This window comes from Stenotrophomonas sp. PS02300, assembly GCF_029959395.1.
GTDB classification, from domain to species: domain Bacteria; phylum Pseudomonadota; class Gammaproteobacteria; order Xanthomonadales; family Xanthomonadaceae; genus Stenotrophomonas; species Stenotrophomonas maltophilia_AD.
This window is the reverse complement of sequence record NZ_JASCOP010000039.1, coordinates 1-25,950: the sequence shown is the minus strand read 5'-3', so window position 1 is coordinate 25,950 and position 25,950 is coordinate 1. Positions and strand designations below refer to the sequence as shown.

Genomic DNA, 25,950 nt, shown 5'->3' with positions numbered 1-25,950 from the left:
ACCCCCCGTCACGCAGGCGGTGGCAGGATACCGGTTGCATTCCCCTCAGGAGATAGCCGTGTCCACAACCGCCGTCGTGACCCGCCACTGGGTCATCCATCCGTTCCATGCCGCCGTGCTCGGCGGCGTGTTGCCGCTGTTCCTCGGCGCACTGCTGGCCGATTACGCGTACTGGAACACCTATGAAATCCAGTGGAGCAACTTCGCCTCCTGGCTGCTGGTCGGGGCGATGGTGATGACCACGCTGGCGCTGCTGTGCGGGTTGATTGGGCTGGTGCGCGGCAGCCGTAACGGTTTCTACGTCATCGTGCTGGCGGTCACCTGGATCGTGGGCTTCATCAACTCGCTGCACCACGCGCGCGATGCGTGGGCGATCATGCCGGCCGCGCTGCTGTGGTCGGTGATCGTCACGGTGCTGGCATTGATCGCCACCTGGCTCGGTTTCTCCAGTGTCCGCGTGCGCGTGGGAGGTGCCCTGTGAACCGCGCTTCCTCGAAGGTACTCGCGTTCTCCGTCCTGGCCGTGGCACTGGCCGGGTGCAGTGGCAAGGCCCCGGAGCTGCAGCAGCTCGGTGCCAACCCGGAACTGCCCAAGCCCCATCGCGGCGTGATGCCGGACATGACCATCGCCCAGCCGACCGCGTGGGGCGATACCGTGCCCACCGTGCCGGCCGGTTTCAAGGTCGCGGCGATCGCCACCGACCTGGCCATTCCGCGCCAGACCCTGGTGCTGCCCAACGGCGACATCCTGGTGGCCGAAGGCCGTGGCGGCAGCGCGCCCAACCTGAAGCCGAAGGACGTGATTGCCGGAAAGATCAAGGCCAAGGGCAACACCCAGGTGAAGAGCGGCAACCGCCTGACCCTGCTGCGCGATGCTGACGGCGACGGCGTGTACGAGCTGAAGACCGTGTTCGCCGACAAGCTCAATGCGCCCTACGGCCTCGCACTGGTGGGCAACGCCCTGTACGTGGCCAACCAGGATGCGCTGGTTCGCTTCGATTACACCGAAGGCCAGACCAAGGCCAGCGGCGCGCCGACCAAGGTGACCGACCTGCCGTCGGCCATCAACCACCACTGGACCAAGTCGCTGGCTGCCAGTGCCGATGGCAGCCATCTGTACGTGGGCATCGGCTCCAACAGCAACATCACCGAACGCGGCATGGCAGCGGAAATCGACCGCGCCCAGGTCTGGGAGATCGATGCGCAGACCGGCGCGCACCGTACCTATGCCAGCGGCATCCGCAACCCCACCGCATTGGCGGTGCAGCCGGGCACCGGCACGCTGTGGGCGGTGGTCAACGAGCGCGACGAAATCGGGCCGAACCTGGTGCCGGATTACCTCACCTCGGTGCGCGACGGTGGCTTCTATGGTTGGCCCTACAGCTACTGGGGCAAGCATGTGGACCGGCGGGTGATGCCGCAGAACCCGGAGAAGGTGGCGTCCGCGCTGACCCCGGATTTCGCGCTGGGCTCGCACGTGGCCGCGCTGGGCGTGGCGTTCGCCAACCCTGCAGTGGGCGGCAATTTCACCGACGGCGTGTTCGTGGGCCAGCACGGCAGCTGGAACCGCAACCCACCGGTGGGCTACAAGGTGGTGTTCGTGCCGTTCCGTGACGGCAAGCCGGCCGGCGAAGCCATCGATTTCGCCACCGGCTTCCGCGGCGAAGACGGCAAGACCCGCGGCCGCCCGGTCGGTGTCAGCGTCGATCCGCGCGGCGCGGTGATCGTGGCCGATGACCTGGCCAACACCATCTGGCGGATCACGCCGACCGCGGCCTCGACAGCGCCCGCAGCAGCGCCTTCGGCAACTCCGTCGACGCCGCCGGCAACCCCATCGGCGCCGTCGGCCCCGACGCCGTAGAGCCAGGCTCTGCCTGGCTGCTCCACGCCTGCGGCTTGAAGCCGCAGGCGCATCGGGTCATTCAACCCAACGCACGGCTTTCAACGCACCCGCAAGCTTTTCCCGCGCTTCCTCATTGCTGAAAGGCGGCTCGCGCGGCGGGTCGTACACGTCCGGCCGCGTACCGGCCACCACCAGATCAATCGCATAGCACCGCCCCTGCTGCACGGCACGGTAGCTGTCGGCCGACACGTAGTGGCTCATCGCAGCGTCGCCCACCGGGAAGTGGGTAAAGCTCACGCCACCAACGTCGACGGTGTCGACCGGCCCCGTGGCTTCTGCAGGAGGCGTCAGGCAATCGGCAACTGCGCCGGCGTCGTCGCTGCGTCCGAGGCGAAGCTCGGCAGCCGTCACCTCGTTGGAGCCGTCCAGTACCAAGGCGGCCAGTGGCGAACCCTTACTACCCGACGCATCGAACAACTTCCAGCCGTCCAATGCCAGGTAGCTGCGGGTGAAATCCCTGCGCAGCTCCATTCCAGGAACCGCAGCCAGCGCGATGGCGGGCGGCGGTTCACTGAAGGCAAAGGTGGGCGCTTCGGGGTTTGCGGCGGCGTCTGCAGCAACGGCAGCTTTCGCGGCACCCGGGTCGGCGCCGGAGGGCTGGGGTGTGCCCTCAGGCGAAGGGCTGCAGCCCGCAGTCGCCAGCAGGGCGGCCAGCAACAGTGGACGCGATGGCAGGATGTGCATCGGAGAGGGCTCCATCGAACGGTGAACGATGATGCTCGCCGGGAGGGTGCGATGGTTCCGTGAGACCGTTGTTGACACGGGCGCGGCGCGGCCGGGTGAATACTGCGTGCCTCTACCTGCAGGAGCATGGCATGGCCCGTCGCAGGCGCCTCCGGATTGCCACCTTCAACGTCAACGGCATCAAGACGCGGCTTCCGCATCTGTTGGCGTGGCTGGAGAAAGAGAAACCGGACATCGTGGCGCTGCAGGAGCTCAAAGCCAGCCAGGATGCGTTTCCTGAAACCGAGATACGTGACGCAGGCTACGGCTGCCTGTGGCAGGGGCAACGTGCCTGGAACGGCGTGGCGCTGCTGGCGCGTGGGCAGGATCCGATCGAAAGCCGGCGCGGGCTCCCGGGCGATCGCACCGATGACCAGAGCCGCTATCTGGAGGCGGCGGCGCACGGCGTGCTGGTGGGTGGGCTGTACCTGCCCAATGGCAACCCGCAGCCCGGCCCGAAGTTCGAGTACAAGCTGAAATGGATGCAGCGGCTGCACACCCACGCGCTGGGACTGGTCGGGCTGCCACATCCGGTCGCGTTGATCGGCGATTTCAATGTCGTGCCGACCGATGCCGACATCTACGATCCCAAGTCGTGGCGGCGGGACGCGCTGTTGCAGCCGGAAGTGCGGGAGGCCTATGCCAACCTGCTGGCACAGGGTTGGACCGACAGCCTTCGCCAGGTCTACGGCGACGAAACCATCTACACGTTCTGGGACTACTTCCGCCAGCACTACGAACGTGACCGCGGGCTTCGCATCGACCACCTGCTGCTCAACCCGGTTCTTGCCGATGGGCTGAAGGACGCGGGTGTGGACCGCTGGGTGCGGGGTCTTGAGAAGGCCAGCGACCACGCGCCTACGTGGGTAGAGGTCCTGGCGCCGACCGGCACCGGTTGAGTTCAGGGATCGTCGCCCGGCGTCATGCCCGGCGGCCGCGACAGCCACACGGGCCCCTCGAGCGCGCGGGCATGGCCCACGTCGTACAGCACCTTCATCCTGGCCGGATCGAAGCTGGCGGCGTCGGCCAACGCGAGCGACGAATCGATGGTGACCCACGCGAACCGCGCGCGGTCGCGGCGTGCATAGGCGTACTCGCGGAACAGGTCGCCGATCATGCCGGCGCGGCCGGCCACTTCGATGGTACGGAACGCGATGCCACGCAGCGAGCGTTCCGCCGGATCGGAGGCGGCATTGAGCTGGCCGTTGTGGATCATGAAGGTGTCGTAGGTGGCCGGCGCGCGCGACAGCCGGTTGTAGATCCGCTGTGGGTCGATGATGCCGGCATGCAGGAAGATGTTGGCGGCCACGAAGCCATCCACGTGCATCTCGTCGTAGCGGTGGCCGTGTACGTCCACCTCGATTAGCACCGGCGGAAACGCGATGGGGATGGAGGCCGACGCCAGCATCACGCGGCGGAACAACGCCATCGATTCCGGCGTCTCGCGGCTGGCGATCAGGCCCATGTTCCAGACCACGAAGTGACGCGAATCCAGGTCCGCCGTGCCCATGTACAGCCGGCGCCCGGCGCGATGCTCGGCGGCGATCTTCGCCAGCAGCGGCGCATCGATGGCCGTGGCGATCAGCGCTTCCAGCGGCGCGGTATGGGCGAGCGAGTCGCGGCGCAGCAGCGCCATCAGCGGGTTGCCTGCGGCGAATACATCAGCATCGGAGGTGGTGGTGTAGAAGCGCCGCAGCGCTTCGTCGTAGTCCGGGCCGAGGAAGGCATAGGGCGCCATCAACGCACCAGTAGATACACCCGTGACGATCTTGAAGGTGGGGCGGCTGCCGGTCGCGGTCCAGCCATTGAGGAAGCCGGCGCCGAACGCACCATTCGCACCGCCGCCGGACAGCGCCAGATGGGGGTAGTGGATGCGACCGTCTGCAGCCACCGGAAACTGGTCCGGGCGTTCATCGCGGATGGACTGCTCGAAATCAAGCTCCATGTCGCGGTTTGGTCGGCCTGCCCAGGCGCGCACGTCCGGCATGCCGGGCACCACGGCCCAGGCCACCTGGTCGGCAGGCACCGGCGTGCGGGGCAGGGTGGCGCAGCCGCCCAGCAGCAGGCAAGCCGCCAGGACAGCAGCGTACAGAAGGGCGCAGCGGCAGGCGGAGGTCGTATCCACGCCTCCAGCGTGGCAGCAACCGCCGAGCCGAACCACAGTATTTCCCGCAGCGTCGGGACACGCATGGCGTGTCCCTACGCTTCCCAGTGGGGCGGGGTGCCGAAGCCTTCCAGCAGGAACGCCGTCACCTCGCGTACCTTGCGCGACCGCAGCTTGTTCTCAGGCGACAGCAGCTGGATGTAGGAGGTCTCGGTCGCGACCGAGCCTTCCCATGCGCCGAGCAGCGGCACCAGGTGCTGCTTCGCAAAGCTTTCGCGGTGGTACAGCCAGCTGGGAAACAGCACCACTCCATGCCCTTCAAGCGCCGCAGCGAGCAGCACTTCGGCGTTGTTGCTGCACAACGGCCCGCTGACGCTGATGCCGTCGAATGGCTGCGATGCCTCCTCCCGGAAGTACCAGCGCTGGGTACCGAACTGGCCCTTGTAGAGCAGGCAGCGGTGGTCCAGCAGGTCGGCGGGCACCTGCGGCGTACCGTGCGCCGCCAGGTAGGCGGGGCTGGCGGCCACGATCTGCTGCTGGGCAGCGACAGTCCGGCCGATCAGTCCCGAGTCCACCTGCGGCCCGATCCGCACCGTGATATCCACGCCTTCCTGCACCGGGTCGATGTACGCATCGGTGAGCTGCAGTTCCACATCCAGCGCCGGGTGCCCGGCCTGCAGCGCGTTGATCAGCCGGGCCACGTGCAGCCGCCCGAACGCTTCCGGCGCATTGATCCGCAGCCGGCCACTCAACCCACCGTCATCCCGCCCCAGGTCGTCCACGGCCGCATCGAGCAGCTCGATGGCTTCGCGGGCCTGCTGGTGGAAGCGCTCGCCGTCCTCGGTGAGCCGCACCGCGCGGGTGCTGCGGTAGAACAGCTGGCGGCCCAGGTCCTTCTCCAGCGCGGCGATGAAGCGCGATACCGAGGAGGCCGGCACCCGGAAATGCCGGGCGGTGGCCAGGAAGCTGCTGGTGCTGGCCACCATCAGGAAGTAGCGCAGGGCCTTGAGCTGCATGGGGATCGCTCCATAAATGCCATTTGAGCAATTGTGATTTGCCCGTTGGCTGGATTGTAGCTGTATCGGCATCTGCCTAGCATGCACGCCTGCCCGCACTGGCGGGCCCCTCCCCAGGAATACCGCAATGACCTCCTTGTTCACCCCGTTCGATCTCGCCGGCACGCCGCTCCGCAACCGCGTGGTGATGGCCCCGCTGACCCGCGCCCGCGCGCCCAACGACATCGCCGACGAGCGCATCGCGCTGTACTACGCCCAGCGCGCCACCGCCGGCCTGATCGTCAGCGAAGGCACTCCGATCTCGCAGGAAGGGCAGGGTTACCTGTTCAACCCGGGCATCTTCCGCCCGGAACAGATCGAGGGCTGGCGCCTGGTCACCAACTCGGTGCATGCCGTGGGCGGCCGCATCGTGGCCCAGCTCTGGCACGTGGGCCGGGTTTCGCACCCCACCATCCAGGCCGACGGCCGCCTGCCGGTAAGCGCGAGCACCAAGCAGCCGGTGGGCGCGCAGGCCTTCGGCTACGACGAGACCGGCACGCCCACCCTGGTGGCGCCGCCGGCCCCGCGCCAGCTGGCCACCGACGAGATCGCACGCATCGTGGGTGAGTTCGCGCAGGCGGCGGCGAATGCGATCGACGCCGGTTTCGACGACGTGGAAATCCACGGCGCGAACGGCTACCTGTTCGAGCAGTTCATGAACCCGCTGGTCAACGACCGCACCGATCGGTACGCGGCCGACACCATGGAAAACCGCCTGCGCTTCACCCTGGAGGTGATCGACGCGGTGGTGGCCCGCATTGGCGCGGCACGCACCGGCATCCGCCTGTCGCCGTATGGGCAGCTGTTCGACATGCCGTTGCACGACGGTATCGACGAAACCTACGGTGTGCTGAGCAAGGCCATCGGCGAGCGCGGGCTGGCCTTCGTGCACCTCATGGACCAGTCCGGGTTCAAGGTCGGCGACGTGGTGGTGGACCCCGGCGCCGAGGGCGGTTTCCAGGGTCTGCTGCGCACGATCAAGGGCAACCTGCCGAACACCGCGCTGATCCTGGCCGGTGGCCTGGACCGTGCACGCGCCGAGCAGTTGATCGACGCCGGCTTGATCGACCTGGCTGCGTTCGGCACGCCGTTCATCGCCAACCCGGACCTGGTCGCACGCCTGCAGAATGGCTGGCCGCTCAACACCCCGGACCGCACCACGTTCTACGGCGGTGGCGCGAAGGGCTACACCGATTACCCGGCGTACGCCGCGGCCTGATCGGCGAAGGCATCGGTGGCGCGCACCAGCGCGTCCACCGTGGCCGGCTCGGTCGCGCTGTGGCCGGACAGCACCATCTCCAGCCTGGCTTCCGGCCATGCCTGGGACAGGTCCCAGGCGCTGCGAGCCGGGCAGATGATGTCGTAGCGCCCCTGCACGATCACCCCGGGCAGGTGGCGGATGCGGTCGATGTCGCGCAGCAGCTGGCCGTGTTCCAGGAAGGCGTTGTGGCGGAAGTAGTGCGCCTCGATCCGCGCCTTGGCCAGGGTATCCAGCGGGTCGGCGTCGGAGACGGCGTTGACCTCGTGGACCAATGTGGCAGCGAAGTCCTCCCAGCCCAGCCAAGCCTGCGCGGCCGCGATGCGGGTGGCGCTGTCGTCGCTGTCCATGCGCTGCCAATACGCCTCGATCATGTTGCCGTGTTCTTCTTCCGGCAGGTGGGCGGCGTAGTTCGCCCAGCGCTCGGGGAACACCCAGCGCGCACCGCCGTCGGCTTCATTGAACCAGCGGTTCTCTTCGGCGCGGCCCAGGTACACGCCGCGCACGATCACGCCGGTGGCACGGTCGGGATGCGCCTGCGCATAGGCCAGCGCCAGCGTGGAACCCCACGAGCCACCAAATACCAGCCAGCGTTCGATGCCCAGCCGGGCACGCACGGTTTCGATATCGGCCACCAGGTGCGCGGTGGTGTTGTCGCGCAGTTCGCCGAACGGCGTGGAGCGGCCGCTGCTGCGCTGGTCGATCAGCACGATCCGGTAACGCGCAGGGTCGAAGAAGCGCCGGTGCGTCGGGGAAATGCCCGCACCCGGACCGCCATGCAGGAACACCACCGGGATGCCGGCCGGCGTTCCGCATTCCTCCACATACAGCGTATGCAGGTCATCAACCGGAATGTGGTGTTCGCGGAACGGGGTGGTCGGCGGATAGAGCCTGCGCATTGTGGAAACCTTGGGGCGGGTGCCCGCCAAGGATAGCCCAGGCACCGGTCAGTCGCGGTCCACGTCGACATCGACATCCAGTGCGGTGTCGCGCAGCAGTTCGACGGTAAACCGGGGTGAGCCGCGTCGTGCCGTGATGACCACATCATCGCCGTTTACCAGGACCGCCATATAGCGCTCGCCGAGCCGACCGGCCAGTGCATCGCGGGCGGCAGTGGCGATCTCGTTGTCGGACTCGCCCTTGCGGATCGGAACATCGACGTGCATCGGCGACTCTTCATGCACCCACAGGCGGAAGCTGATGATGCCATCTGAATCGGCTGCGTCGTGGAACTCCAACCGCCAGCGATCAGCCGGCTCCGGTCGCGGTGCCTGGTTGGCGTTCTGCATGAGGAGCGGAGGGAACTGCGCGTAGGCAGGCGCATCCGGGGCAGGCAGCGCGCACAGGGCGATCAACACCACCGCCAGGGTGTTTCTGATCGCCTGCGGATTCAAGCTGGACGCTCCGCTGTTGGCCGAGGGAACAACCCAGTGTGAGGCTTGCATGAAAAGGCGCCGTCCGCATCGGAAAATCTGCGTGGCCGTGATCGGTATTTCTACGCAGCGGCAGGTAAGGTGGGCAGCCATGACGCCTTCGCCCGCTGCCGCCCTGACGTTGTTCGAACCCGCCACGGGCGCCTGGTTCGCCTCGGCGTTTCCCGCACCCACCCCGGTGCAGGCGGCGGCCTGGCGGGCCATCGGGGCGGGCGAGCACACGCTGGTGATCGCGCCGACCGGATCGGGCAAGACCCTGGCGGCGTTCCTGCATGCCATCGACCAGCTGTACCGCACACGCCAGCAGGAGTCCGCGGGGCAGGGCGGCGCGACGAAGGCAGCGCCGCGCCGCACCCGCGTGCTCTACCTGTCGCCGATCAAGGCATTGGGCGCCGACGTGCAGCGCAACCTGCAGGTGCCCTTGCAGGGCGTGGAAGCCGAGCGCGAACGGCGTGGCGATCCTGCGGTCGCCCTGACCGTCGGCATCCGCACCGGCGACACCCCCGTGGCCGAGCGTGCGCGCCTGCTGCGGCGCCCGCCGGACATCCTGATCACCACGCCCGAATCGCTGTTCCTGATGCTGACCTCGAAGGCGCGCGAGACCCTGCGCGAGGTCGATACCGTGATCGTGGATGAAATCCATGCGGTGGCGGGCAGCAAACGCGGCACCCATCTGGCGCTCAGCCTGGAGCGGCTGGACGCATTGCTGCAGGTGCCCGCGCAGCGCATCGGCCTGTCGGCCACGGTGCGCCCGGTGGAGCAGGTGGCCGCCTTCCTGGGCGGTGACCGGCCGGTCACCGTGGTGGACCCGGCCAGTCCGCGCCATCTCGACGTACGCATCGTGGTACCGGTGGAGGACATGGCGGACCTGCCGCCGCACGCGGGACCGGGGGCGGAACGCGAACCGACCGGCCGGGTGGGCTCGATCTGGCCGCACGTGGAAGCGAGCATCCTCGACCAGGTGCTGGCGCGGCGCTCAACCATCGTGTTCGCCAACTCGCGTGGCGTGGCCGAAAAACTGACCGCACGGCTAAACGAACTGCATGCCGAACGCAGCGCGCGCGCGGCCGGCCAGCCGCCTGTCGCGCCGGCACCCGAGCAGTACGGCTCGTTCACCGGCAGCACCGTGTCGCGGGTCGTGGCCGGCCCAGAGCTGATCGCGCGGTCGCACCACGGTTCGGTCTCCAAGGAACAGCGCCGCGACATCGAACAGTCGCTCAAGGACGGTTCGCTGCGCTGCGTGGTGGCGACCTCCAGTCTGGAGCTGGGCATCGACATGGGGCTGGTGGACCTGGTGATCCAGGTCGCGGCGCCGCCGTCGGTGGCCAGTGCGCTGCAGCGGATCGGTCGGGCCAGTCACCAGGTGGGCGGCACCTCCACCGGGCTGGTCTACCCGCGCACGCGACGCGACCTGATCGACGCCACCGTGGCGATCGAGCGGATGCTGGAAGGGCGCATCGAAGCGGTGGATCCCCCGCGCAACCCGCTGGACGTGCTGGCCCAGCAGACCGTGGCGGCGGCCGCGATGGAGCCGCTGGACGTCGAGGCCTGGTATGCGCGGGTGCGGCGCGCGGCGCCGTACCGCAGCCTGCCGCGCAGTGCGTTCGATGCCACGCTGGACATGCTGGCCGGGCGCTACCCGTCTGACGACTTCGCCGGCTTCCGTCCGCGCCTGGTGTGGAACCGGCAGACCGGTGAACTGACTGCGCGGCCGGGGGCCAAACAGCTGGCGGTGACCAGCGCCGGTACCATTCCCGACCGCGGCATGTACAGCGTGATGCTGCCCGAAGGCGAGGAGCGCGCCGGATCGCGGCGGGTCGGCGAGCTGGACGAAGAGATGGTCCACGAATCGCGGGTCAATGATGTGATCACGCTGGGGGCCACCTCCTGGCGGATCGAGCGGATCACCCATGACCAGGTGCTGGTCACGCCCGCGCCGGGGCGCTCGGCGCGGCTGCCGTTCTGGCGGGGCGAAGGCGTGGGCCGCCCGGCCGAACTGGGTGAGGCGGTGGGCGCCTTCCTGGCCGCACTGGATGCCGACGCAGGCAACGACACGCTTGCGCCGGCGTTGCTCGCGCGGTTGCAGGGTGCGGGGCTGCAGCCCAATGCGATCGCCAACATCGTCGGCCTGCTCGATGAGCAGCGCGCGGCAACCGGCGTGTTGCCGACCGACCGCCGGCTGGTGGTGGAACGCTGCCGCGACGAATCCGGCGACTGGCGGGTGATGCTGCATTCGCCGTATGGGCGGCGCATCCACGATCCTTGGGCGCTTGCACTAGCAGGGCGCATCCAGGAACGCTGGGGGGTGGACCCGGCGGTGGTGGCCAGCGACGACGGCATCATCGTGCGTATTCCCGATTCGTCAGGGCGGCTGCCCGGGGCCGAGCTGTTCCTGTTTGAGCCCGAACGCCTGCGTCGCGAAGTGACGCTGGCAGTGGGCGGTTCGGCGCTGTTTGCCGCGCGTTTCCGCGAGTGTGCGGCGCGCGCCCTGTTGCTGCCGCGAAGCAAGCCGGGAAAGCGTTCACCGCTCTGGCAGCAGCGCCTGCGCGCCGCCGAGCTGCTCGCCATCGCGCAGCGCTATCCCGAATTCCCGATGCTGATCGAAGCGGCGCGCGAGTGCCTGCAGGATGTCTACGACCTGGATGCGCTGGACACGCTGATGCAGCGTCTGGCCGAGGGCCGCGTCGAGATTGCCGAGGTCACCACCGAGGTGCCGTCGCCGTTCGCCGCCAACCTGCTGTTCGGCTACGTGGCCGAGTTCATGTATGGCACCGACGTGCCGTTGGCCGAGCGCCGCGCGTCGGTGCTGTCGCTGGATGCGGGTCTGCTGGGCGATCTGCTGGGGCAGGTGGACCTGGGGGAACTGCTTGATCCCACCGTGGTGGAACAGGTGGAACGCGAACTGCAGCGCCTGGCGGCAGGCCGGCAGGCGAACGGGCGGGAAGGCGTTGCCGACCTGCTGCGCGAGCTGGGCCCGTTGAGCGACACCGACATCGCAGCGCGTCTCAACGATGCAGACAGCGCCGGGACACATCTTCTGTCGCTCCAGGGCGAACAGCGCATCGTGTCCATTCGGATGGCCGGACGGCAGGTCTGGGCGGCAGTGGAGGACGCCGCCCGTTTACGCGATGCGCTTGCCGTTGAACTGCCTGACGGGGTTCCTGCCGTCTTCCTGCAGCCTGCCAGCGACCCATTGGGCGAACTGCTGGGACGCTACGCGCGCACCCATGCGGCATTCACCACGGGCGATGCGGCCCGCCACTGGGGGCTGGGCGTGGCCGTTGTGGATGCCGCACTGGAGCAGCTTGCCGGACAGGGCAAGGTGCTCAGTGGCCATTTCGGCGCGGGGCACGCGGGTGACGATGCCGCCGACGCTCCAACGGTCCCGTTGGCGCGCCGCGAATGGGTGGGGGAAGGCGTGTTCCAGCGACTGCGCCTGCGCTCCCTGCAGGCCGCGCGCGACGCCACCCGGCCGGCCAGCCGCGAAGCGTATGCGGCGCTGTTGCTGGAGCGGCATGGGCTGGTGGCCGACGCGACCGTGGCGTCCCGTTCCAGCACAGTACCCACGCACGGCGCGTTGGAAGGTGGCGATGGTGTGCTGCGCGTGATCGAGCTGCTGGCCGGGGTTCCGTTGCCGGTGTCGGCGTGGGAGCACCAGATCCTGACGGCACGGGTAGCTGACTACACACCGACCATGCTGGACGAACTGCTGGCGACCGGCGCGGTGGCGTGGGTGGGTCATGGCCGGCTGGGCGAGGATGACGGGCTGGTGTCGCTTCACGTGCAGGAGGGCATGGGCGAAACGATGCCTGCCGCGCAGGTAATCGACCCTTCGCCCTTGCAGGCGGCGCTGCTGGCGGTGCTGGAAGGCGGTGGCGCCTTCTTCGCACGGCAGTTGGCAACCGCGACGCAGGCGCGTCTCGCCGCGGCCGGGGTGACGGACATCGTGGTCGATGCCGAGGCACTGCACAGCGCGCTGTGGGAACTGGCGTGGGCCGGTTGGGTAACCACCGATCTGTGGACGCCGCTGCGCCATCTTTCCGCTGCACGACCCGCGCGCCCGCGCCCGACGACCTCTGCGCGGCAGAATCGTTACGCGCGTGGCAGGGCGATGATGGATCCGCTCGGCGCCGCAGGCGGCCTGCAGCCGATGGCGACCACGTTGACCACCCCCACGCTGGCCGGTCGATGGTCGCTGCTGCAGCGGGCGCCGGTCAGCGACACCGTGCGTGCGGTCGCGCTGGCGAACGGGCTGCTGGAGCGGCACGGCATCGTGACGCGCGGTGCGGCCATCGCCGAAGGCATCGCCGGTGGTTTCCCGGCGCTGGTGCAGGTGTATCGCGGCATGGAAGATGCCGGCCGGGTGCTGCGCGGGCGGTTCGTGGACGGCATGGGCGGCGCACAGTTCGCCGAGCGCGGCATGGTCGATGCGCTGCGTGAGGTTGCCGAGGCGCAGCGGCCGGGGCAGGTGGGGCTGAGCGTGGCGCTGTCGGCGGTGGATCCCGCCAATCCGTTCGGGCCGGTGCTGCCGTGGCCGGCGCACCACGCTACGCAGCGGCCGGTTCGACGACCCGGTGCACTGGCGGTGATCGGCGGCGGTCGCCTGCGCATGTACCTGGCCCAGAGCGGGCGGCAACTGCTGACGTGGTTCGAGCCGGGCGCGGCTGGCGAAGACGCGGCGCTGACCGCAGCCGCCCAGGCGCTGGTCATCGCACTGCGACGCGGGCGGCGCATGACCTTTACGCTGGAACTGATCGACGATGCGCCTATCCAGCGCGATGCGGTGACCGAGGCACTGCGTGCGGCGGGTTTCTCAAGTGCGCCACGCGGCCTCGACTGGCAACCCTGAAACCACCCCGTCAATCGTCGATGAGGCCGAGCTCGTGCGCGGCGCGCAGATCGTCGGGGGTATCGATATCCAGCGCGAGGGCAGGGGCGTGCAGCACACCGACCGTTCCGGGTTCCAGCGCGCGCAGCCGTGCGCGGAAGCCGCTATCACCCTGGCCGTCGGCGAGGTCGGCGAACCACGCACCGGGCACCACCGCCGGCACGCCGAGCGTGCCCAGCAACAGGGTGGCCGCGCAGCCGGAGGCGGACCTGTTGGCGCTGTCGAGCAGCGCGTCCAGATGCGCAGCCTCCAGCGCGGGCTGGTCGCAGGCGACCACAAGCACGTGATCCAACGCCTGCACGCTCGGTGCGGCGACCAGCAGGCTGCTACCCATGCCGCGTTGTGCATCCGGGTTGAGCGCCTGCACGCAGTCGAGATCAGACACCGCATCGGTGAGCAGTCCGGAGGCCTCAGGCAGCACCACCACCAGCACCGACGGCGCCGTGCCGCGTGCCAGCCGCACCATCCTGTGCAGCAAGGTCTCGCCGTCGCGTCGCAGCAGCTGTTTGGGGCGGCCCAGGCGGGTGCTGGAACCTGCGGCCAGCACCACGGCGGCGTGTCCGCTCATCACGACATTCCCGGCACGCCATGCCGCCATGCCTGGAGCTGGGCGGCAATGCTCAGCGCAATAGCCTCCGGCCCGGGACCGCCCAATGCCAGGCCGATCGGCGAACGCAGGCGAGGGGACAGCGCTGCCCGTGCTTCGGGACGCAGGAGCTTGAAGAGGTCGTCGCGCCTTCGTGCTGGCCCCAGCAATCCGATGAACGGAATGGACGTGGATGCCAGCGCCTCCAACGCCTCCCGATCCAGCTCGAAGTTGTGATGCATCACCAGCACCGCATCCGGCAACGGCCCGTCCCGCAACCGGCTGGTGTAAGAGGCAGGTGAATCGCCGGTAGCACCCGACCGTTGGTCGGGTGGCGCAATAACAGCAAGCCGCTCCCGCCACCTCTCACGTGGCTCATGAATTTCAACCCGCCATCCGAGGCCCACCAGCAAGGGCAGCAACGGCGCAGCCTCCGGGCCCGCGCCCAACACCACCACGCCCGGCGCACGCCGCCATTGCAGCTGCCACTCCCGGCGAGGCGCTTCCCAGTCGACCGGCGGACTGGCGATATCGTGGGAAAGGGCCGTGTCGCCACAACGCCATTGCAGCACTCCGTCACCGTGCAGCCTGAGCTCCAGCGTTCCCTCTCCCCGGAGCCACGGGTCAAACACGCTATCGATGCCGGCAAGCGACGCCAGCGGAATCAGCACCACCCGTTGCCGCCCCCGGCATCCCACCGCGTTGCCGGCAAACAGCGCATCATCATCGCGGGTATCGATCTCCATCCACGCCAATGCGCTCTCGTCCACGGCCTGCATCGCGCGGCGCTCGATCTCCGGCTCCAGGCAGCCACCGCTGAGCCAGCCCACGTGGCCCTGATCGGTAAACAGAACGACGGTACCGGCGCGGGTATAGGTGGAGCCTTCGGTTTCCAGCACCACGGCAAGCGCTGCGCGACGACCGTCGCGCAGCGCGGCGAGGGCCGCCTTGAACACAAGGCCGGGATTGCCGTCCTCGGCCTCCAGGGGCGTACTGGCCAGGCCCGCACTCATCCCAGCGCAGGCAGCCCGGCCAGCAGCTTGTCCAGCGTGATCGGATACTCGCGCACGCGGGTGCCGGTGGCGTTGTAGATCGCATTGGCCACCGCCGCACTGACACCGCACAGCCCGAGCTCACCCACGCCCTTGGCCTTCATCGGCGACGACACCGGGTCGGTCTCATCCAGGAACACCACCTCCTGGTGGGGGATGTCGGCATGCACGGGCACTTCGTAGCCGGCCAGGTCGTGGTTGACGAAGAAGCCCAGGCGCGTGTCCACCGCCAGCTCTTCGGAAAGCGCGGCACCCACGCCCATGGTCATCGCGCCGATCACCTGGCTGCGCGCGGTCTTGGGGTTGAGGATGCGGCCGGCGGCGCACACCGCCAGCATGCGCCGGATCCGGCTTTCGCCGGTGGCAACATCCACGCCCACTTCCACGAAATGCGCGGCGAAGGTGGACTGCTGGAACTTCTCTTCCAGCTCGGCGAACTCGATGGTGTCTTCCACCACCAGCTCGCCGTCGGCGGCGGCCTTGCCCAGCGCGAAGCTTCTGCCTCCATCGCTGACCTTGCCCTTGGCGAACGTCGCCTTCGCCGGGTCCAGGCCCAGCTTGCCGGCCACGGCCTCACGCAGCTTGGTGCAGGCGGCGAATACGCCGGCGGTGGAACTGTTGGCGCCCCACTGGCCGCCCGAGCCGGCCGAGGCGGGGAAGCTGGAATCGCCCAGCTTCACCGTGACCTGCTCCAGCGGCACGCCGAGCATTTCGGCGGCGGTCTGGCCGAGGATGGTGTAGCTGCCGGTGCCGATGTCGGTCATGTCGGTTTCCACCGTCACCTGGCCACTGCCATCCAGCCGCACGCGTGCGCCGGATTTCATGACGAGGTTGTTGCGGAAGCCAGCGGCCACGCCCATGCCCACCAGCCAGCGGCCGTCGCGCCGGGTGCCAGGGTGGGCGTTGCGCTGGTCCCAGCCGAAGCGCTCGGCACCGTCGCGCAGGCACTGCACCAGCTGGCGCTTGGAGAAGGGTCGTTCCGGGTTGGCCGGGTCCACCTGGGTGTCATTGCGGATGCGGAACTCGATGGGATCCAGGCCCAGCTTCTCGGCCATTTCATCCATCGCGATTTCCAGCGCCATCAAGCCCGGGGTCTCGCCCGGCGCGCGCATGGCATTGCCTTCCGGCAGGTCCAGGTGCGCCAAGCGCAGTCCGGCCAGCCGGTTGGCGCCGGCGTACAGCAGCTTGGTCTGCTGCACCGCTTCTTCGGGGGAGCCGCCGGGCAGGTTGCCCGACCACGATTCGTGACCGATCGCGGTCAACGTACCTTCGGCGGTCGCGCCCAGCCGGATCCGCTGCAGCGTGGCCGGGCGGTGGGTGGTGTTGTTGGCCACCATCGGCCGCGACAGTGTCACCTTGACCGGGCGCTTGGCGGCGCGCGCACCCAACGCCGCCAGCACCACGTCCGAGCGTACGAACAGCTTGCCGCCGAAACCACCGCCGATGTACGGCGAGATCAATCGCACATTGTCCTTCGGCAGGCCCAACGTCTTGGCCAGGTCGGTCCTGCCCCAATCGATCATCTGGTTGGAGGTCCACACCGTGAGCTTGTCGCCTTCCCAGGCGGCGAGCGTGGCATGCGGTTCCATCATGGCGTGCGACTGGTCCGGCGTGTGGTACATCGCATCCAGCGTGACCGGGGCATTGCCGAAGGCCTTTTCAAAGTCACCGACGCGCGCGTCCGGATCGGTCTTCTGGAAATTCGTGCCGGCCTTCTTCGCCGCAGCCAGGTCATAGGCACCCTGCTGGGTGGCGTAGCGCAGCCGCACCAGTCCAGCCGCGGCGCGCGCCTGTTCAAAGGTCTCCGCCACCACCAGCGCCAGCGCCTGGTGGTAGTGGGTGATCTCCGGGCCGCCCAGCAGCGGGGCGGCGTTGCGCTGCGATTTCTGCAACGGGCCGGCGTTGTCGGCGGTCACGATGGCCAGCACGCCCGGCGAACGGCGCGCGGCGTCCAGCTCCATGGAGCTGATCCGGCCCTTGGCAATGCCGGCGGTGACCACGTAGCCGTACGCGGCATTGGGCACGGCATCGTGCCATTCGTAGGCATACGTGGCATGGCCGGTGGTCTTCAGCGGGCCGTCGATCCGGTTCAGTGGCTTGCCCACCACCTGCAGCTGGTCGATAGGGTTGGTGCCGGCGGGTGTGTCGAATTTCATGGCTTACCCCTTGGCCTGCTGGAGGACGGCGGCGAGCGTGCGCTCGGCCAGCTGCACCTTGAAGGCGTTCTGCGGTGAGGGTGCGGCGCCTTCCAGCAGCTTGGCCATCACGGCGGCAGCGCCCTGCGGCAGCAGCGCGTCGGCTTCCGGCTTGCGCCACGGTTTGTAGGCCACGCCGCCCAGTGCCACCCGGCCGCTGCCATCGCGCTGCAGCACCGCCGCTACCGACACCAGCGCGAACGCGTACGAGGCACGGTCGCGCACCTTGCGGTAGATGTGGGTGCCACCCAGCGGTGCGGGCAGGATGGCCGCTGCGATCAGCTCGCCTTTCTCCAGCACCGTTTCCAGGTGCGGGGTGGTGCCCGGGGCGCGGTACAGCTCGTTCAGCGGAATGTGCCGGCTCGAGCCATCGGGCCGCAGCGTTTCCACCACGGCATCCAGCGCCATCATCGCTACCGCCATGTCGCTGGGGTGGGTGGCGATGCACGCGGCACTGGTGCCGACCACGGCGAGCTGCCGACTGATGCCGCCGATTGCGCCGCAGCCGCTGCCCGGCAAGCGCTTGTTGCACGGCTGCGCGGTGTCGTAGAAATACGGGCAACGGGTGCGCTGCAGCAGGTTGCCGGCGGTGGTGGCCTTGTTGCGCAGCTGGCCGGAAGCCCCGGCCACCAATGCGCGGGTAAGCAGGGCATAGTCGCGGCGGATGCGCGGGTCGGCCGCCAGGTCGGTGTTGCGCACCAGTGCACCGACGCGCAGGCCGCCTTCGGCGGTCGCCTCGATGGTGTCCAGTGACAACCCGTTGACGTCGATCAGGTGCGCCGGCGTTTCGATCTCCAGCTTCATCAGGTCCAGCAGGTTGGTGCCGCCGGCAATGAAGCGCGCCCCCTGGGTGCGCGCGGCTGCAGCGGCCGCTTCGGCCGGCGTGCTGGCACGTTCGTAGGTGAAGGCCCTCATGCGCGCGTTCCTCCGACGTCTTCGATCGCCTCGACGATGTTGGAATAGGCGCCGCAGCGGCAGATGTTGCCGCTCATGCGTTCGCGGATCTCATCGGCGGTCAGCGTGGCACGGGCGCCCAGGTCATCGGTGACGTGGCTGGGGATGTTGTCGCGCACTTCCTGCAGCACCGCCACCGCCGAGCAGATCTGCCCGGGGGTGCAGTAGCCGCACTGGTAGCCATCGTGTTTGACGAACGCGGCCTGCATCGGATGCAGCTTGTCCGGTGCGCCCAACCCTTCGATGGTGGTGATCTTCGCGCCCTGGTGCATCACCGCCAGGGTCAGGCAGGCGTTGATGCGGCGGCCATCCACCAGCACGGTGCAGGCACCGCATTGGCCGTGGTCGCAGCCTTTCTTGGTGCCGGTCAGGTGCAGGTGCTCGCGCAGTGCATCCAGCAGGGTGACGCGGGTGTCCAGCTGCAGCGTGCGCGGCTTGCCATTGACCTCGAAGGCCACCTCGGCGGTCACCGGTGCGCGTGCGCCGGCGGTGTTTCCCTGGGCTTCTGCGACCACGGTTGGAATCACCATGCTGGTGGCCGAGCCGGCGCCGAGTTTCAGCACGTCGCGGCGGGAAAGGGAAAGCTGGGGGGGCGTGCTCATGGGGTGGCTCCTCGTTGGCTGCTGCAGCCTGGCTCACGGGATCGGTGCATCGATGATCGTTCAGCGGGGGTCGGCATGCGGTGAAGCGCCGTGTGAATGGGGGTTGCCGGCGTGCGAGCAGACCACCCACTCGCTGTCGCCTTCCACGTACAGCTCTTTCTTCCAGACCGGCAGCCGGTGCTTGATCGCATCGATGATGTAGCGGCACGCGCCGAAGGCAGCGTCGCGGTGTGGCGAGGAAACGCCGACCCACACGGCCAGCTCGCCGACCGCCAGGCGTCCGCTGCGGTGGATCCCGATTGCGTCGATATCGCCGAAGCGCTCACGGGCCTCGGCCAGGATCGCCTCGCCCTCGCTCTGGGCAAGGGCGGTGTACACCTCGTATTCGAGGCCTTCGACGTCCCGGCCGTCGTTGCGGTTACGGACCCAGCCTTCGAACGCACAGAACGCGCCGTGCGCGGGGTTCTGCAGGGCCGAGCGCAGCGCCGGCACATCCAGCCCAACCGCACTTATCGAGAACGCGCTCATCCGCCGTTGACCGGTGGGATGAACACCACGGTGTCGCCGTCCTGAAGGGGCTGGTCCCATCCGCAGAAGCGCTCGTTCACGGCTACCCGCAACGCGGACGCCGGCAGGGTGAAGCCGTGCCTGGCCTGCAGCTGCGCGTACAGCGTGCCCAGCGAGTCGGCGTCGGTGTCCACGCGTTCGGCGCCCCGGTTGGCCTGCTCGCGCAGCTGCGCGAAGTAATTGAGTTCGACCTGGGGCATCAGCTGGGTTCCAGTTGTTGGCGTGCCTGCAGCAGCTCGCCAGGGGTGTTGACGTTGTCCAGGGCACTGCCAGGCGAAGGCAGCGCGTGGATCTGCAACTGCAGCAGCGCTTTGCGCGGGCAGTAGTTCCCCGCGTCGAAGCGCTGGCGCAGCAGCGGCGCGGAGGACGGTTCCCAGATCGCACAGAGCGGCTCGGGCAGGTCGTCGTGGCGGCTGACGAACGCCGTGGCATCCTTCGCCGGTTGCCGTGCCGCCACCAGCGCGCGCAGCGTGCGCGCATCCAGCAGGGGCAGGTCGCAGGCGATCACCAGCCATGCATGACCGGGGAACGCCTGCTGCGCGGAGAGGATGCCGGCGACGGGGCCCACGCTCTCGACGCTGTCCACGAGGGTAGGCAGACTGCCCCGCAGCGTTTCGCCGCGTTGGTCCGGGCGAAGCGAGACGAAGGCGTGCACCAGCTCGACATGCCTGAGCAGGGCCCAGGCGCGCAGCAGCTGTGGCTGCCCGGCGTAGTCCAGTAGCGCCTTGTCGGTCTGCATGCGGCGGCTGGCACCGCCGGTCAACAGCAGGGCCGACAGCGGTGTGCTCATGAAGGATACGCCAGGTCGGACTTGCCGCCGCGTTTGGACACCAGCCGCACCTGCTCGATCACGATGGCATGCGACAGCGCCTTGCACATGTCATACAGCGTGAGCGCGGCAACGCTGGCCCCGGTCAGGGCCTCCATCTCGACGCCGGTGGTGCCGTGGCAGGCCACCGTGCAGTCGATCACCGCGCTGTCGCCGTCCATGTCGATGGTGATGTCGCAGCGCTGCAGGGCGAGCGGGTGGCACAGGGGAATCAACTGCGAGGTGACCTTGGCGCCCATCACGCCGGCAATGTGGGCCACGGTCAGCACCGCGCCCTTGGGCAGCACGAAGCCGGCCTCGCGCAGCTGGTGGGCAACCTCGGGCGGGAAGCGCACCCGGGCCTGGGCGTGCGCCACGCGGTCGGTGGCGGTCTTGCCGCCCACATCGACCATGCGCGGCCGTGCATCGGCGTCCAGGTGCGAGAGCAGGGTAGGGTTGGGTTCCATCATCCACCTATGTAGTGCATTTCGATGCGGCGCCCGGGCTTGGAAGCCGGGCGGCCGCGCAGTTCGCTGTACCGGTCGTTGCGGGCCGACCACACCCCCGCCAGCACCGCGCGCAGGGCGGCGTCGTCCGCGCTGGCACGCAGCAGGCTGCGCAGGTCGGTGCCACGGGTGGCGAACAGGCACGTGTAGAGCTGGCCTTCGGAAGAAAGGCGCGCCCGCGTGCAGTCGCCGCAGAAGGGCTTGGAGATGGACGAGATCAGGCCGATTTCAGCCGCGCCGTCGACGAAACGGTAGCGGGTGGCGACTTCGCCGGGATGGCGGGGCGGCAACGCCAGCAGTGGCCAGCGGGCGTGGATGCGCGCGTGCAGCTCCTGCGAGCTGACCACGCTGTCGGCCGACCAGCCGGTGCGGTTGCCCACGTCCATGAACTCGATGAAGCGCAGCACCACGCTGCTGCCGCGGAAGCGTTCGACCAGGTCGAGCGCGCCGGCGTCGTTCAGCCCGCGCTGCAGGACGGCGTTGATCTTGACCCCGTCACGGAAGCCAGCGTCGCGGGCCGCGTCGATCCCGCGCAGCACGGCTTCCACGTCGCCACGCCCGCCGCTGATGTGGCGGAACAGCGCCGGATCCAGCGCATCCAGGCTGACCGTGACCCGGTCCAGGCCCGCGTCAGCCAATGCCTGCGATTGCCGGTCGAGCAGCACGCCGTTGGTGGTCAGGGCGATATCGTCGACGCCGTCGATGCGTCGCAGGCGGCGGATCAGGTCGGGCAACTGCGGGCGGAGCAGCGGTTCGCCGCCGGTCAGGCGCAGCTTGCTCACGCCCAGTGCCGCAGCCTGGCGGCACACGCGCTCGATCTCGTCGAAGCTCAACCGTGCTTCCGGCGGAAGGAAGGCATAGTCGTCGCCATAGGTGGTCTCCGGCATGCAGTAGGTGCAGCGGAAATTGCAGCGGTCCATGACCGAGATGCGCAGGTCGCGCAGCGGGCGGTTGCGGCGATCCAGGAGGGGTGCGTGTACGCTCATGTCACCACCGGTGCAGCGGCAACAGCTGGCCTGCCGAACCCGCGCTGCCGGCGGCAAGCTCCAGCACGCCAGCGGTGCCGGCCAACGCCGTGAAGTCCCCGGAATTGCGCGAGGCCACGGGCTCGGCCACCACAGTGCCGCCGCCATCGTCCTGCAGATGGATTGGAATGAACTGGGCCAGGGCAAAGGCGGGCAGGTCAGTGGCCAGCGGCACTCTCTCTGGTGCTGGAGGCGCTGCGCCCATGCCCGCCAGCAGCGCCGGGCGCACGTAGCGGATCAGGCAGACCAGCGATGACACCGGGTTGCCCGGCAGCGCGAAGACACGTTGGCCCTCCGGCCCCACGCCAAACCACATCGGCTTACCCGGGCGCTGCGCGATGCCGTGGAAGTGGCAACGCACGCCCAGCGCCTCCAGCGTGTCGGGCAGGTAGTCGCGCTGCCCCATGGAAACGCCGCCGGACAGCACCAGCGTGTCGTGCGACGCCAGCAGCCGGGCCAGCTCCTCGGCAAGCAGGGCGGGATCGTCTGCCAGGTGATGCAGGGAGGCGCGGCCCAGGCCGGCCGCCTGCAGCGCGGCCATCAAGGCCAGGTCGTTGGAACGCCGGATCCGCCCCGGTGGCAGTGCTGCGTCCACGTCCACCAGCTCATCGCCGGTGGCGACGATGGCCACGCGGGGCAACCGTGCGACCGTCACCCGGGCCACGCCGTTGGCGGCCAGCAGCGCCATCTGGGGGGCGTCAATGCGGATGCCCGGCGCCAGCACCGGCGTGCCGGCGGCGCAATCGCTGCCACGGCGGTGGATGAACTGGCCGGCAACCGGCGTGGCCGTGGCGCGCAGCGCATAGCCGTCGGCGGTGCGCTCCAGATGTTCGATCGGCACGATGCAGTCGCAGCCCTCGGGCAGGACGGCGCCGGTGGAAACCTCGATGCAGCTGCCGGCATCTTCCAGGACCTGGCCGTGCATGCCGGCCATCTGCGCACCGGCAACGCGGAGCACGGTGGGCATCAGCGGCTGCCAACGAGTGGCTACCCCATCCATCATGACCCGGTCGAACGGCGGTTGCGGGCCTTCGGCGACCACGGCCTGTGCCAGCACGCGGCCGACCGCATCCGGCAGGGCGATCTGTTGCGTGACGACGTCGGGAGTGCTGGAACGAAGCACGGCATCGGCTTCCTCTACGCTGATCAACGGCCTCATCAGTGCGTGCGGGTGGCGGGGAATGTCCCAGTCTGGCGATTCCGGCGTGATCGCCATTTCACGTCAGCGCATCACCTTGTCAGGGGTGATCGGGGTGCTGCGGATGCGCTTGCCGGTGGCGTGGAAGATCGCATTGCTGATCGCGGCGGATACCCCCACCAGGCCGATTTCGCCCACGCCTTTTGCGCCCAGGCTGCTGACCACCCGGTCATCTTCATCCACGAACACCACGTCCACGTCATGGATGTCGGCGTTGACCGACACGTGGTACTGGGCGAAATCGCGGTTCATGAAGCGGCCGAACCGATGGTCGGCTTCGGTGTGCTCGTGCAGGGCCGCGCCGATGCCCCAGACCACGCCACCGATGATCTGGCTGCGTGCCGTGGTCGGGTTGAGGATGCGCCCGGCGGCAATCGCGCTCACCACCCGCATCACCCGCACGGTGCCCAGGTCTTCATCTACCCGCACCTCCACGAACACCGCACTGTGGGTGGCGCGGGTGAACTTCCGTTGCTCCAGCAGGTTCGGCAGCAGCAGGTAGCTGGCCTCGATGCTGGCGCGCTCGGCGCCGGCCAGCAGCGTGGTCAGCGGCACCGCGCTGGCCGGGTCGTCGCGCAGCGCCAGGGTGCCGTCGCGGAACACCACGTCGTCCAGTCGTGCGCGTGCGAAGGCCGAGCCTGGGGCCAGCCGCGCCAGCGCCAGCAACCGGCGGCGCAGCTTGGTGCAGGCGCCATCCACCGCCGAGCCGACCGTGCTCACATGCGAGGAACCGCCTTCAATCGGGGCCACCGGCAGGGTGGAATCGCCCAGCTGGAAGGTCACCTGCTCCAGCGGCAGGCCCAGCGCTTCGGCGGCGATCATGCTCATCACGGTATAGGTGCCGGTGCCGATGTCGCTGGCGGCGCTGCTCACTACCAACCGGCCATCGGCATGCAGCCGCGCATGCGCCCGGGCAAACATCTGCATCGCATCCCACTGCCCGGTGGCCATGCCCCAGCCCACCCACTCATTGCCCTCCCTGCGCGCGCGAGGTTGCGCGGCGCGCTGCGACCAGCCGAAGCGCTCGGCACCCTGGGCGTAGCAGTCACGCAACGCCTTGGTTGAATAGGGCTTGCCGTCGGCCGGATTGACCTCGGCATAGTTCTTCAGGCGCAGCGCCAGCGGGTCGATGCCCACCGCGTGGGCCAGCTCATCCATCGCCACTTCCAGTGCGTGCACGCCGTGCGCCGCACCGGGGGCGCGCATGTCGATGGGGGTGTACTGGTCCAGCCCGACCACCTTGTAGCCCAGGTGCACGTTGTCGCAGGCGTACAGCTGCCCGCTCCAGTTCACCACCACTTCGACGTAATCCTCATTTCGCGAGGTTTCGCCGACCGCTTCGTGCCAGATCGCACGCAGGGTGCCATCGGCATCGGCGGCCAGTTTTACCCGCTGCACCGTCTCGGCGCGGTGGCCAAACGTAAACATCTGCTGGCGGGTCATCACCACCCGCACCGAGCGTTCCAGCGCCAGTGAACCCATCACCGCCAGCGCAAGCTGGTACTGCGGCCGCAGCCCGGCGCCGAATGCACCACCGACGAAGGGGTTGCGCACCGTCACCTTGCGCTTGGGCAGCCCGAACACCTGCGATACATACCAGCGGCTGTTCTGTGAGCCCTGGGTCTTGTCGTAGATGGTGAGGTGGCCGTCGTCGCCACGGATCACCGTGCTGGCGAACAGCTCCATCGGATTGTGGTGCTCGACCCCGTGGTAGAAGTCGGCGCTGATGGAGAACGGAGCTTCCTCAAGGGCCTGGTCCGGCGTGCCCTTGTCCTTTGGCGGGGGCGAGAACCCCGCCTTCATCTTCTTCGGCGGCCGCGCGCGTGCCATCGCGGCGACCAGGTTGGTGTCGTGTTCTTCCACCTCGTACTGCACCCGCACGCGGCCGGCGGCTTCGCGCGCGGCTTCGAAGGTCTCCGCCAGTACCAGCGCCACGGGCTGCCCGCTGTACAGCACGGTATCGTAGAACAACGGGCGGAACGGCTTGCCGGCCGGCGCGGTCATGTCTTTGTAGAACAGCCCGGCGCTGCGCATGTGCGGGCGGTTGAGGTGGGTGACGATGCGCAGCACGCCGGGCACGGATTGGGCTTCATCCAGGCTGAAGCCCACGATCCGCCCCTTGGCGATGGTGCTGTTGACGGCCACGCCGTACACCAGGTCCGGCGCGGGCCATTCGGCGGCATAGCGTGCCTCGCCGGTGACCTTGGCGCGGCCGTCGATGCGCGGGGTGCCGGTGCCGGTGGGTACATGGCCGGTACCTGCCGGGGCGACCGGCGCGGTCAGGTGCGTGGGAAGGTTCATGCCTGCGTCTCCGGATGGGGGCGCGTGCTGCCCTGGTTGTCTACGGTTCCCTGTGCCGCCGTTTCGAGCGCGCGGATGACGGTGCGCTTGGCCAGCGGGATCTTGAAGGCGTTCTGGCCTTGTGACACTGCCCCTTGCAGCAGTGCCTCGGCAGCCGCCTCGTATGCGGCGGTGCCTGGCGTGGTGCCGATCAGCAACGACTCGGCGGAGGGCTCCCGCCAGGGCTTGTGCGCCACGCTGCCCACGGCCAGGCGCGCGGCCCGGATCGTTCCATCGGGTGCGATGTCCAGCGCCGCGGCCACCGAGACCAGCGCGAACGCATAGGACAGGCGTTCGCGCACCTTCAGGTAGGCGCTGTGCGCTGCAAATTCGAGCGCTGGTGGCAGCTCGATGCGCAGGATCAGTTCGTCGGCAGCCAGCGTGCTGTCCACCTCGGGCGATGCGCCGGGCAGGCGATGGAAGTCAGCGAAGGGGATGGCGCGCTCGCCCCTGGTGCTGGCGACGTGGACCACGGCGTCCAACGCCGCCAGTGCCACGCACATATCCGAAGGATGGGTGGCGATGCAATGCTCGCTGGCACCCAGGATGGCATGGTGGCGGGTCAGCCCGCCGATCGCGGAGCAGCCGCTGCCGGGTTCGCGCTTGTTGCAGGGCGTGGCCGGGTCATAGAAGTAGGTGCAGCGGGTACGCTGCAGCAGGTTGCCACCGTTGGTGGCCATGTTGCGGATCTGCGGCGACGCGGCGGCCAGCAAGGCCCCCGGCCGCAACGGGGACTGCGCTTACACCCTCCGGG

At 68.8% G+C, this 25,950-nt stretch carries 22 protein-coding genes and 1 pseudogene; 5 read left to right on the top strand and 18 right to left on the bottom strand.

Going from position 1 to position 25,950, the window contains the following annotated elements:
- Window positions 1-58 precede the first annotated feature (58 nt).
- Window positions 59-481 carry a DUF2231 domain-containing protein gene (locus QMX79_RS09515; RefSeq protein ID WP_282246527.1) on the top strand — a complete coding sequence of 141 codons (423 nt, stop codon included), beginning with the start codon at window positions 59-61 and terminating at the stop codon, window positions 479-481.
- The gene (locus QMX79_RS09510; RefSeq protein WP_282246526.1) at window positions 478-1,860 is read left to right on the top strand and encodes a sorbosone dehydrogenase family protein; all 1,383 of its coding nucleotides are present in this window, start codon (window positions 478-480) and stop codon (window positions 1,858-1,860) included. The genes QMX79_RS09515 and QMX79_RS09510 overlap by 4 nt, the downstream gene beginning before the upstream one ends.
- A 57-nt stretch (window positions 1,861-1,917) precedes the next feature.
- On the opposite strand, the gene QMX79_RS09505 is transcribed toward QMX79_RS09510, so the two are convergent.
- Entirely contained in the window at window positions 1,918-2,586 is a 669-nt protein-coding gene (locus QMX79_RS09505; RefSeq protein WP_282246525.1) for a hypothetical protein, read from the bottom strand.
- A 131-nt stretch (window positions 2,587-2,717) separates the two neighbouring features.
- On the opposite strand from QMX79_RS09505, the gene xth reads away from it, so the two are divergent.
- Window positions 2,718-3,524: an exodeoxyribonuclease III gene (gene xth, locus QMX79_RS09500; protein WP_282246524.1), complete on the top strand. Its 807-nt coding sequence runs from the start codon at window positions 2,718-2,720 to the stop codon at window positions 3,522-3,524.
- Between the two features lie 2 nt (window positions 3,525-3,526).
- On the opposite strand, the gene QMX79_RS09495 is transcribed toward xth, so the two are convergent.
- Window positions 3,527-4,750, bottom strand: coding sequence for a patatin-like phospholipase family protein (locus QMX79_RS09495; protein ID WP_282246523.1), 1,224 nt, complete (start codon window positions 4,748-4,750; stop codon window positions 3,527-3,529).
- Between the two features lie 74 nt (window positions 4,751-4,824).
- Entirely contained in the window at window positions 4,825-5,745 is a 921-nt protein-coding gene (locus tag QMX79_RS09490) for a LysR family transcriptional regulator (protein WP_282246522.1), read from the bottom strand.
- 127 nt (window positions 5,746-5,872) lie between these two features.
- Here QMX79_RS09490 and QMX79_RS09485 point away from each other — a divergent pair, with 127 nt between their 5' ends.
- Window positions 5,873-7,003: an alkene reductase gene (locus tag QMX79_RS09485; protein WP_282246521.1), complete on the top strand. Its 1,131-nt coding sequence runs from the start codon at window positions 5,873-5,875 to the stop codon at window positions 7,001-7,003.
- Here QMX79_RS09485 and pip read toward each other — a convergent pair.
- The gene (gene pip, locus QMX79_RS09480; RefSeq protein ID WP_282246520.1) at window positions 6,979-7,941 is read right to left on the bottom strand and encodes a prolyl aminopeptidase; all 963 of its coding nucleotides are present in this window, start codon (window positions 7,939-7,941) and stop codon (window positions 6,979-6,981) included. The two genes, QMX79_RS09485 and pip, sit on opposite strands and share 25 nt — an antisense overlap.
- A 48-nt stretch (window positions 7,942-7,989) precedes the next feature.
- Window positions 7,990-8,487, bottom strand: coding sequence for a hypothetical protein (locus QMX79_RS09475; protein WP_282246519.1), 498 nt, complete (start codon window positions 8,485-8,487; stop codon window positions 7,990-7,992).
- Between the two features lie 79 nt (window positions 8,488-8,566).
- Between QMX79_RS09475 and QMX79_RS09470 the strand changes: the two genes are divergently transcribed.
- Window positions 8,567-13,324 (top strand): ATP-dependent helicase, encoded by a 4,758-nt coding sequence (locus QMX79_RS09470; protein WP_282246518.1) that lies wholly within the window; start codon window positions 8,567-8,569, stop codon window positions 13,322-13,324.
- A 10-nt stretch (window positions 13,325-13,334) separates the two neighbouring features.
- Here QMX79_RS09470 and QMX79_RS09465 read toward each other — a convergent pair whose 3' ends face one another.
- The 13 genes and pseudogenes from QMX79_RS09465 to QMX79_RS09405 form a co-directional block, all read right to left on the bottom strand.
- Window positions 13,335-13,931: a nucleotidyltransferase family protein gene (locus QMX79_RS09465; RefSeq protein WP_282246517.1), complete on the bottom strand. Its 597-nt coding sequence runs from the start codon at window positions 13,929-13,931 to the stop codon at window positions 13,335-13,337.
- Window positions 13,931-14,962, bottom strand: coding sequence for an XdhC/CoxI family protein (locus tag QMX79_RS09460; RefSeq protein WP_282246516.1), 1,032 nt, complete (start codon window positions 14,960-14,962; stop codon window positions 13,931-13,933). The genes QMX79_RS09465 and QMX79_RS09460 overlap by 1 nt, the downstream gene beginning before the upstream one ends.
- On the bottom strand, window positions 14,959-17,157 hold the full coding sequence (gene paoC / locus QMX79_RS09455; RefSeq protein WP_282246515.1) for an aldehyde oxidoreductase molybdenum-binding subunit PaoC: 2,199 nt from the start codon (window positions 17,155-17,157) through the stop codon (window positions 14,959-14,961). The genes QMX79_RS09460 and paoC overlap by 4 nt, the downstream gene beginning before the upstream one ends.
- A gap of 3 nt (window positions 17,158-17,160) precedes the next feature.
- Window positions 17,161-18,111, bottom strand: coding sequence for a xanthine dehydrogenase family protein subunit M (locus QMX79_RS09450; RefSeq protein ID WP_282246514.1), 951 nt, complete (start codon window positions 18,109-18,111; stop codon window positions 17,161-17,163).
- Window positions 18,108-18,752, bottom strand: coding sequence for an aldehyde dehydrogenase iron-sulfur subunit PaoA (gene paoA / locus QMX79_RS09445; protein ID WP_282246513.1), 645 nt, complete (start codon window positions 18,750-18,752; stop codon window positions 18,108-18,110). Before paoA ends, QMX79_RS09450 begins: the two co-directional genes overlap by 4 nt.
- 60 nt (window positions 18,753-18,812) lie before the next feature.
- Window positions 18,813-19,280: a molybdenum cofactor biosynthesis protein MoaE gene (locus QMX79_RS09440; protein WP_282246512.1), complete on the bottom strand. Its 468-nt coding sequence runs from the start codon at window positions 19,278-19,280 to the stop codon at window positions 18,813-18,815.
- A complete protein-coding gene (locus QMX79_RS09435) occupies window positions 19,277-19,522 on the bottom strand; it encodes a MoaD/ThiS family protein (protein ID WP_282246533.1) in 246 nt (81 codons plus the stop codon). Before QMX79_RS09435 ends, QMX79_RS09440 begins: the two co-directional genes overlap by 4 nt.
- Window positions 19,519-20,109, bottom strand: a complete 591-nt coding sequence (locus tag QMX79_RS09430; protein ID WP_282246511.1) for an NTP transferase domain-containing protein — start codon at window positions 20,107-20,109, stop codon at window positions 19,519-19,521. The genes QMX79_RS09435 and QMX79_RS09430 overlap by 4 nt, the downstream gene beginning before the upstream one ends.
- A complete protein-coding gene (moaC, locus tag QMX79_RS09425) occupies window positions 20,106-20,594 on the bottom strand; it encodes a cyclic pyranopterin monophosphate synthase MoaC (RefSeq protein WP_282246510.1) in 489 nt (162 codons plus the stop codon). The genes QMX79_RS09430 and moaC overlap by 4 nt, the downstream gene beginning before the upstream one ends.
- A complete protein-coding gene (moaA, locus tag QMX79_RS09420; protein ID WP_282246509.1) occupies window positions 20,594-21,619 on the bottom strand; it encodes a GTP 3',8-cyclase MoaA in 1,026 nt (341 codons plus the stop codon). Before moaA ends, moaC begins: the two co-directional genes overlap by 1 nt.
- Window position 21,620: 1 nt before the next feature.
- Entirely contained in the window at window positions 21,621-22,817 is a 1,197-nt protein-coding gene (locus QMX79_RS09415; RefSeq protein ID WP_282246508.1) for a molybdopterin molybdotransferase MoeA, read from the bottom strand.
- A 63-nt stretch (window positions 22,818-22,880) separates the two neighbouring features.
- The gene (locus QMX79_RS09410) at window positions 22,881-25,157 is read right to left on the bottom strand and encodes a xanthine dehydrogenase family protein molybdopterin-binding subunit (RefSeq protein ID WP_282246507.1); all 2,277 of its coding nucleotides are present in this window, start codon (window positions 25,155-25,157) and stop codon (window positions 22,881-22,883) included.
- Window positions 25,154-25,912 (bottom strand): annotated as a pseudogene (locus tag QMX79_RS09405) (FAD binding domain-containing protein); the annotation flags it as partial. The pseudogene QMX79_RS09405 and the gene QMX79_RS09410, both read right to left, overlap by 4 nt.
- Window positions 25,913-25,950: the final 38 nt, after the last annotated feature.

Bases quoted from the DNA above. Each gene is read 5' to 3' on its own strand.
- QMX79_RS09505 (WP_282246525.1), bottom strand. From the start codon at position 2,586: ATGCACATCCTGCCATCGCGTCCACTGTTGCTGGCCGCCCTGCTGGCG.
- xth (WP_282246524.1), top strand. From the start codon at position 2,718: ATGGCCCGTCGCAGGCGCCTCCGGATTGCCACCTTCAACGTCAACGGC.
- QMX79_RS09490 (WP_282246522.1), bottom strand. From the start codon at position 5,745: ATGCAGCTCAAGGCCCTGCGCTACTTCCTGATGGTGGCCAGCACCAGC.
- QMX79_RS09485 (WP_282246521.1), top strand. From the start codon at position 5,873: ATGACCTCCTTGTTCACCCCGTTCGATCTCGCCGGCACGCCGCTCCGC.
- pip (WP_282246520.1), bottom strand. From the start codon at position 7,941: ATGCGCAGGCTCTATCCGCCGACCACCCCGTTCCGCGAACACCACATT.
- QMX79_RS09475 (WP_282246519.1), bottom strand. From the start codon at position 8,487: ATGCAAGCCTCACACTGGGTTGTTCCCTCGGCCAACAGCGGAGCGTCC.
- QMX79_RS09470 (WP_282246518.1), top strand. From the start codon at position 8,567: ATGACGCCTTCGCCCGCTGCCGCCCTGACGTTGTTCGAACCCGCCACG.
- QMX79_RS09465 (WP_282246517.1), bottom strand. From the start codon at position 13,931: ATGAGCGGACACGCCGCCGTGGTGCTGGCCGCAGGTTCCAGCACCCGC.
- QMX79_RS09460 (WP_282246516.1), bottom strand. From the start codon at position 14,962: ATGAGTGCGGGCCTGGCCAGTACGCCCCTGGAGGCCGAGGACGGCAAT.
- paoC (WP_282246515.1), bottom strand. From the start codon at position 17,157: ATGAAATTCGACACACCCGCCGGCACCAACCCTATCGACCAGCTGCAG.
- QMX79_RS09450 (WP_282246514.1), bottom strand. From the start codon at position 18,111: ATGAGGGCCTTCACCTACGAACGTGCCAGCACGCCGGCCGAAGCGGCC.
- paoA (WP_282246513.1), bottom strand. From the start codon at position 18,752: ATGAGCACGCCCCCCCAGCTTTCCCTTTCCCGCCGCGACGTGCTGAAA.
- QMX79_RS09440 (WP_282246512.1), bottom strand. From the start codon at position 19,280: ATGAGCGCGTTCTCGATAAGTGCGGTTGGGCTGGATGTGCCGGCGCTG.
- QMX79_RS09430 (WP_282246511.1), bottom strand. From the start codon at position 20,109: ATGAGCACACCGCTGTCGGCCCTGCTGTTGACCGGCGGTGCCAGCCGC.
- moaC (WP_282246510.1), bottom strand. From the start codon at position 20,594: ATGGAACCCAACCCTACCCTGCTCTCGCACCTGGACGCCGATGCACGG.
- moaA (WP_282246509.1), bottom strand. From the start codon at position 21,619: ATGAGCGTACACGCACCCCTCCTGGATCGCCGCAACCGCCCGCTGCGC.
- QMX79_RS09415 (WP_282246508.1), bottom strand. From the start codon at position 22,817: ATGAGGCCGTTGATCAGCGTAGAGGAAGCCGATGCCGTGCTTCGTTCC.
- QMX79_RS09410 (WP_282246507.1), bottom strand. From the start codon at position 25,157: ATGAACCTTCCCACGCACCTGACCGCGCCGGTCGCCCCGGCAGGTACC.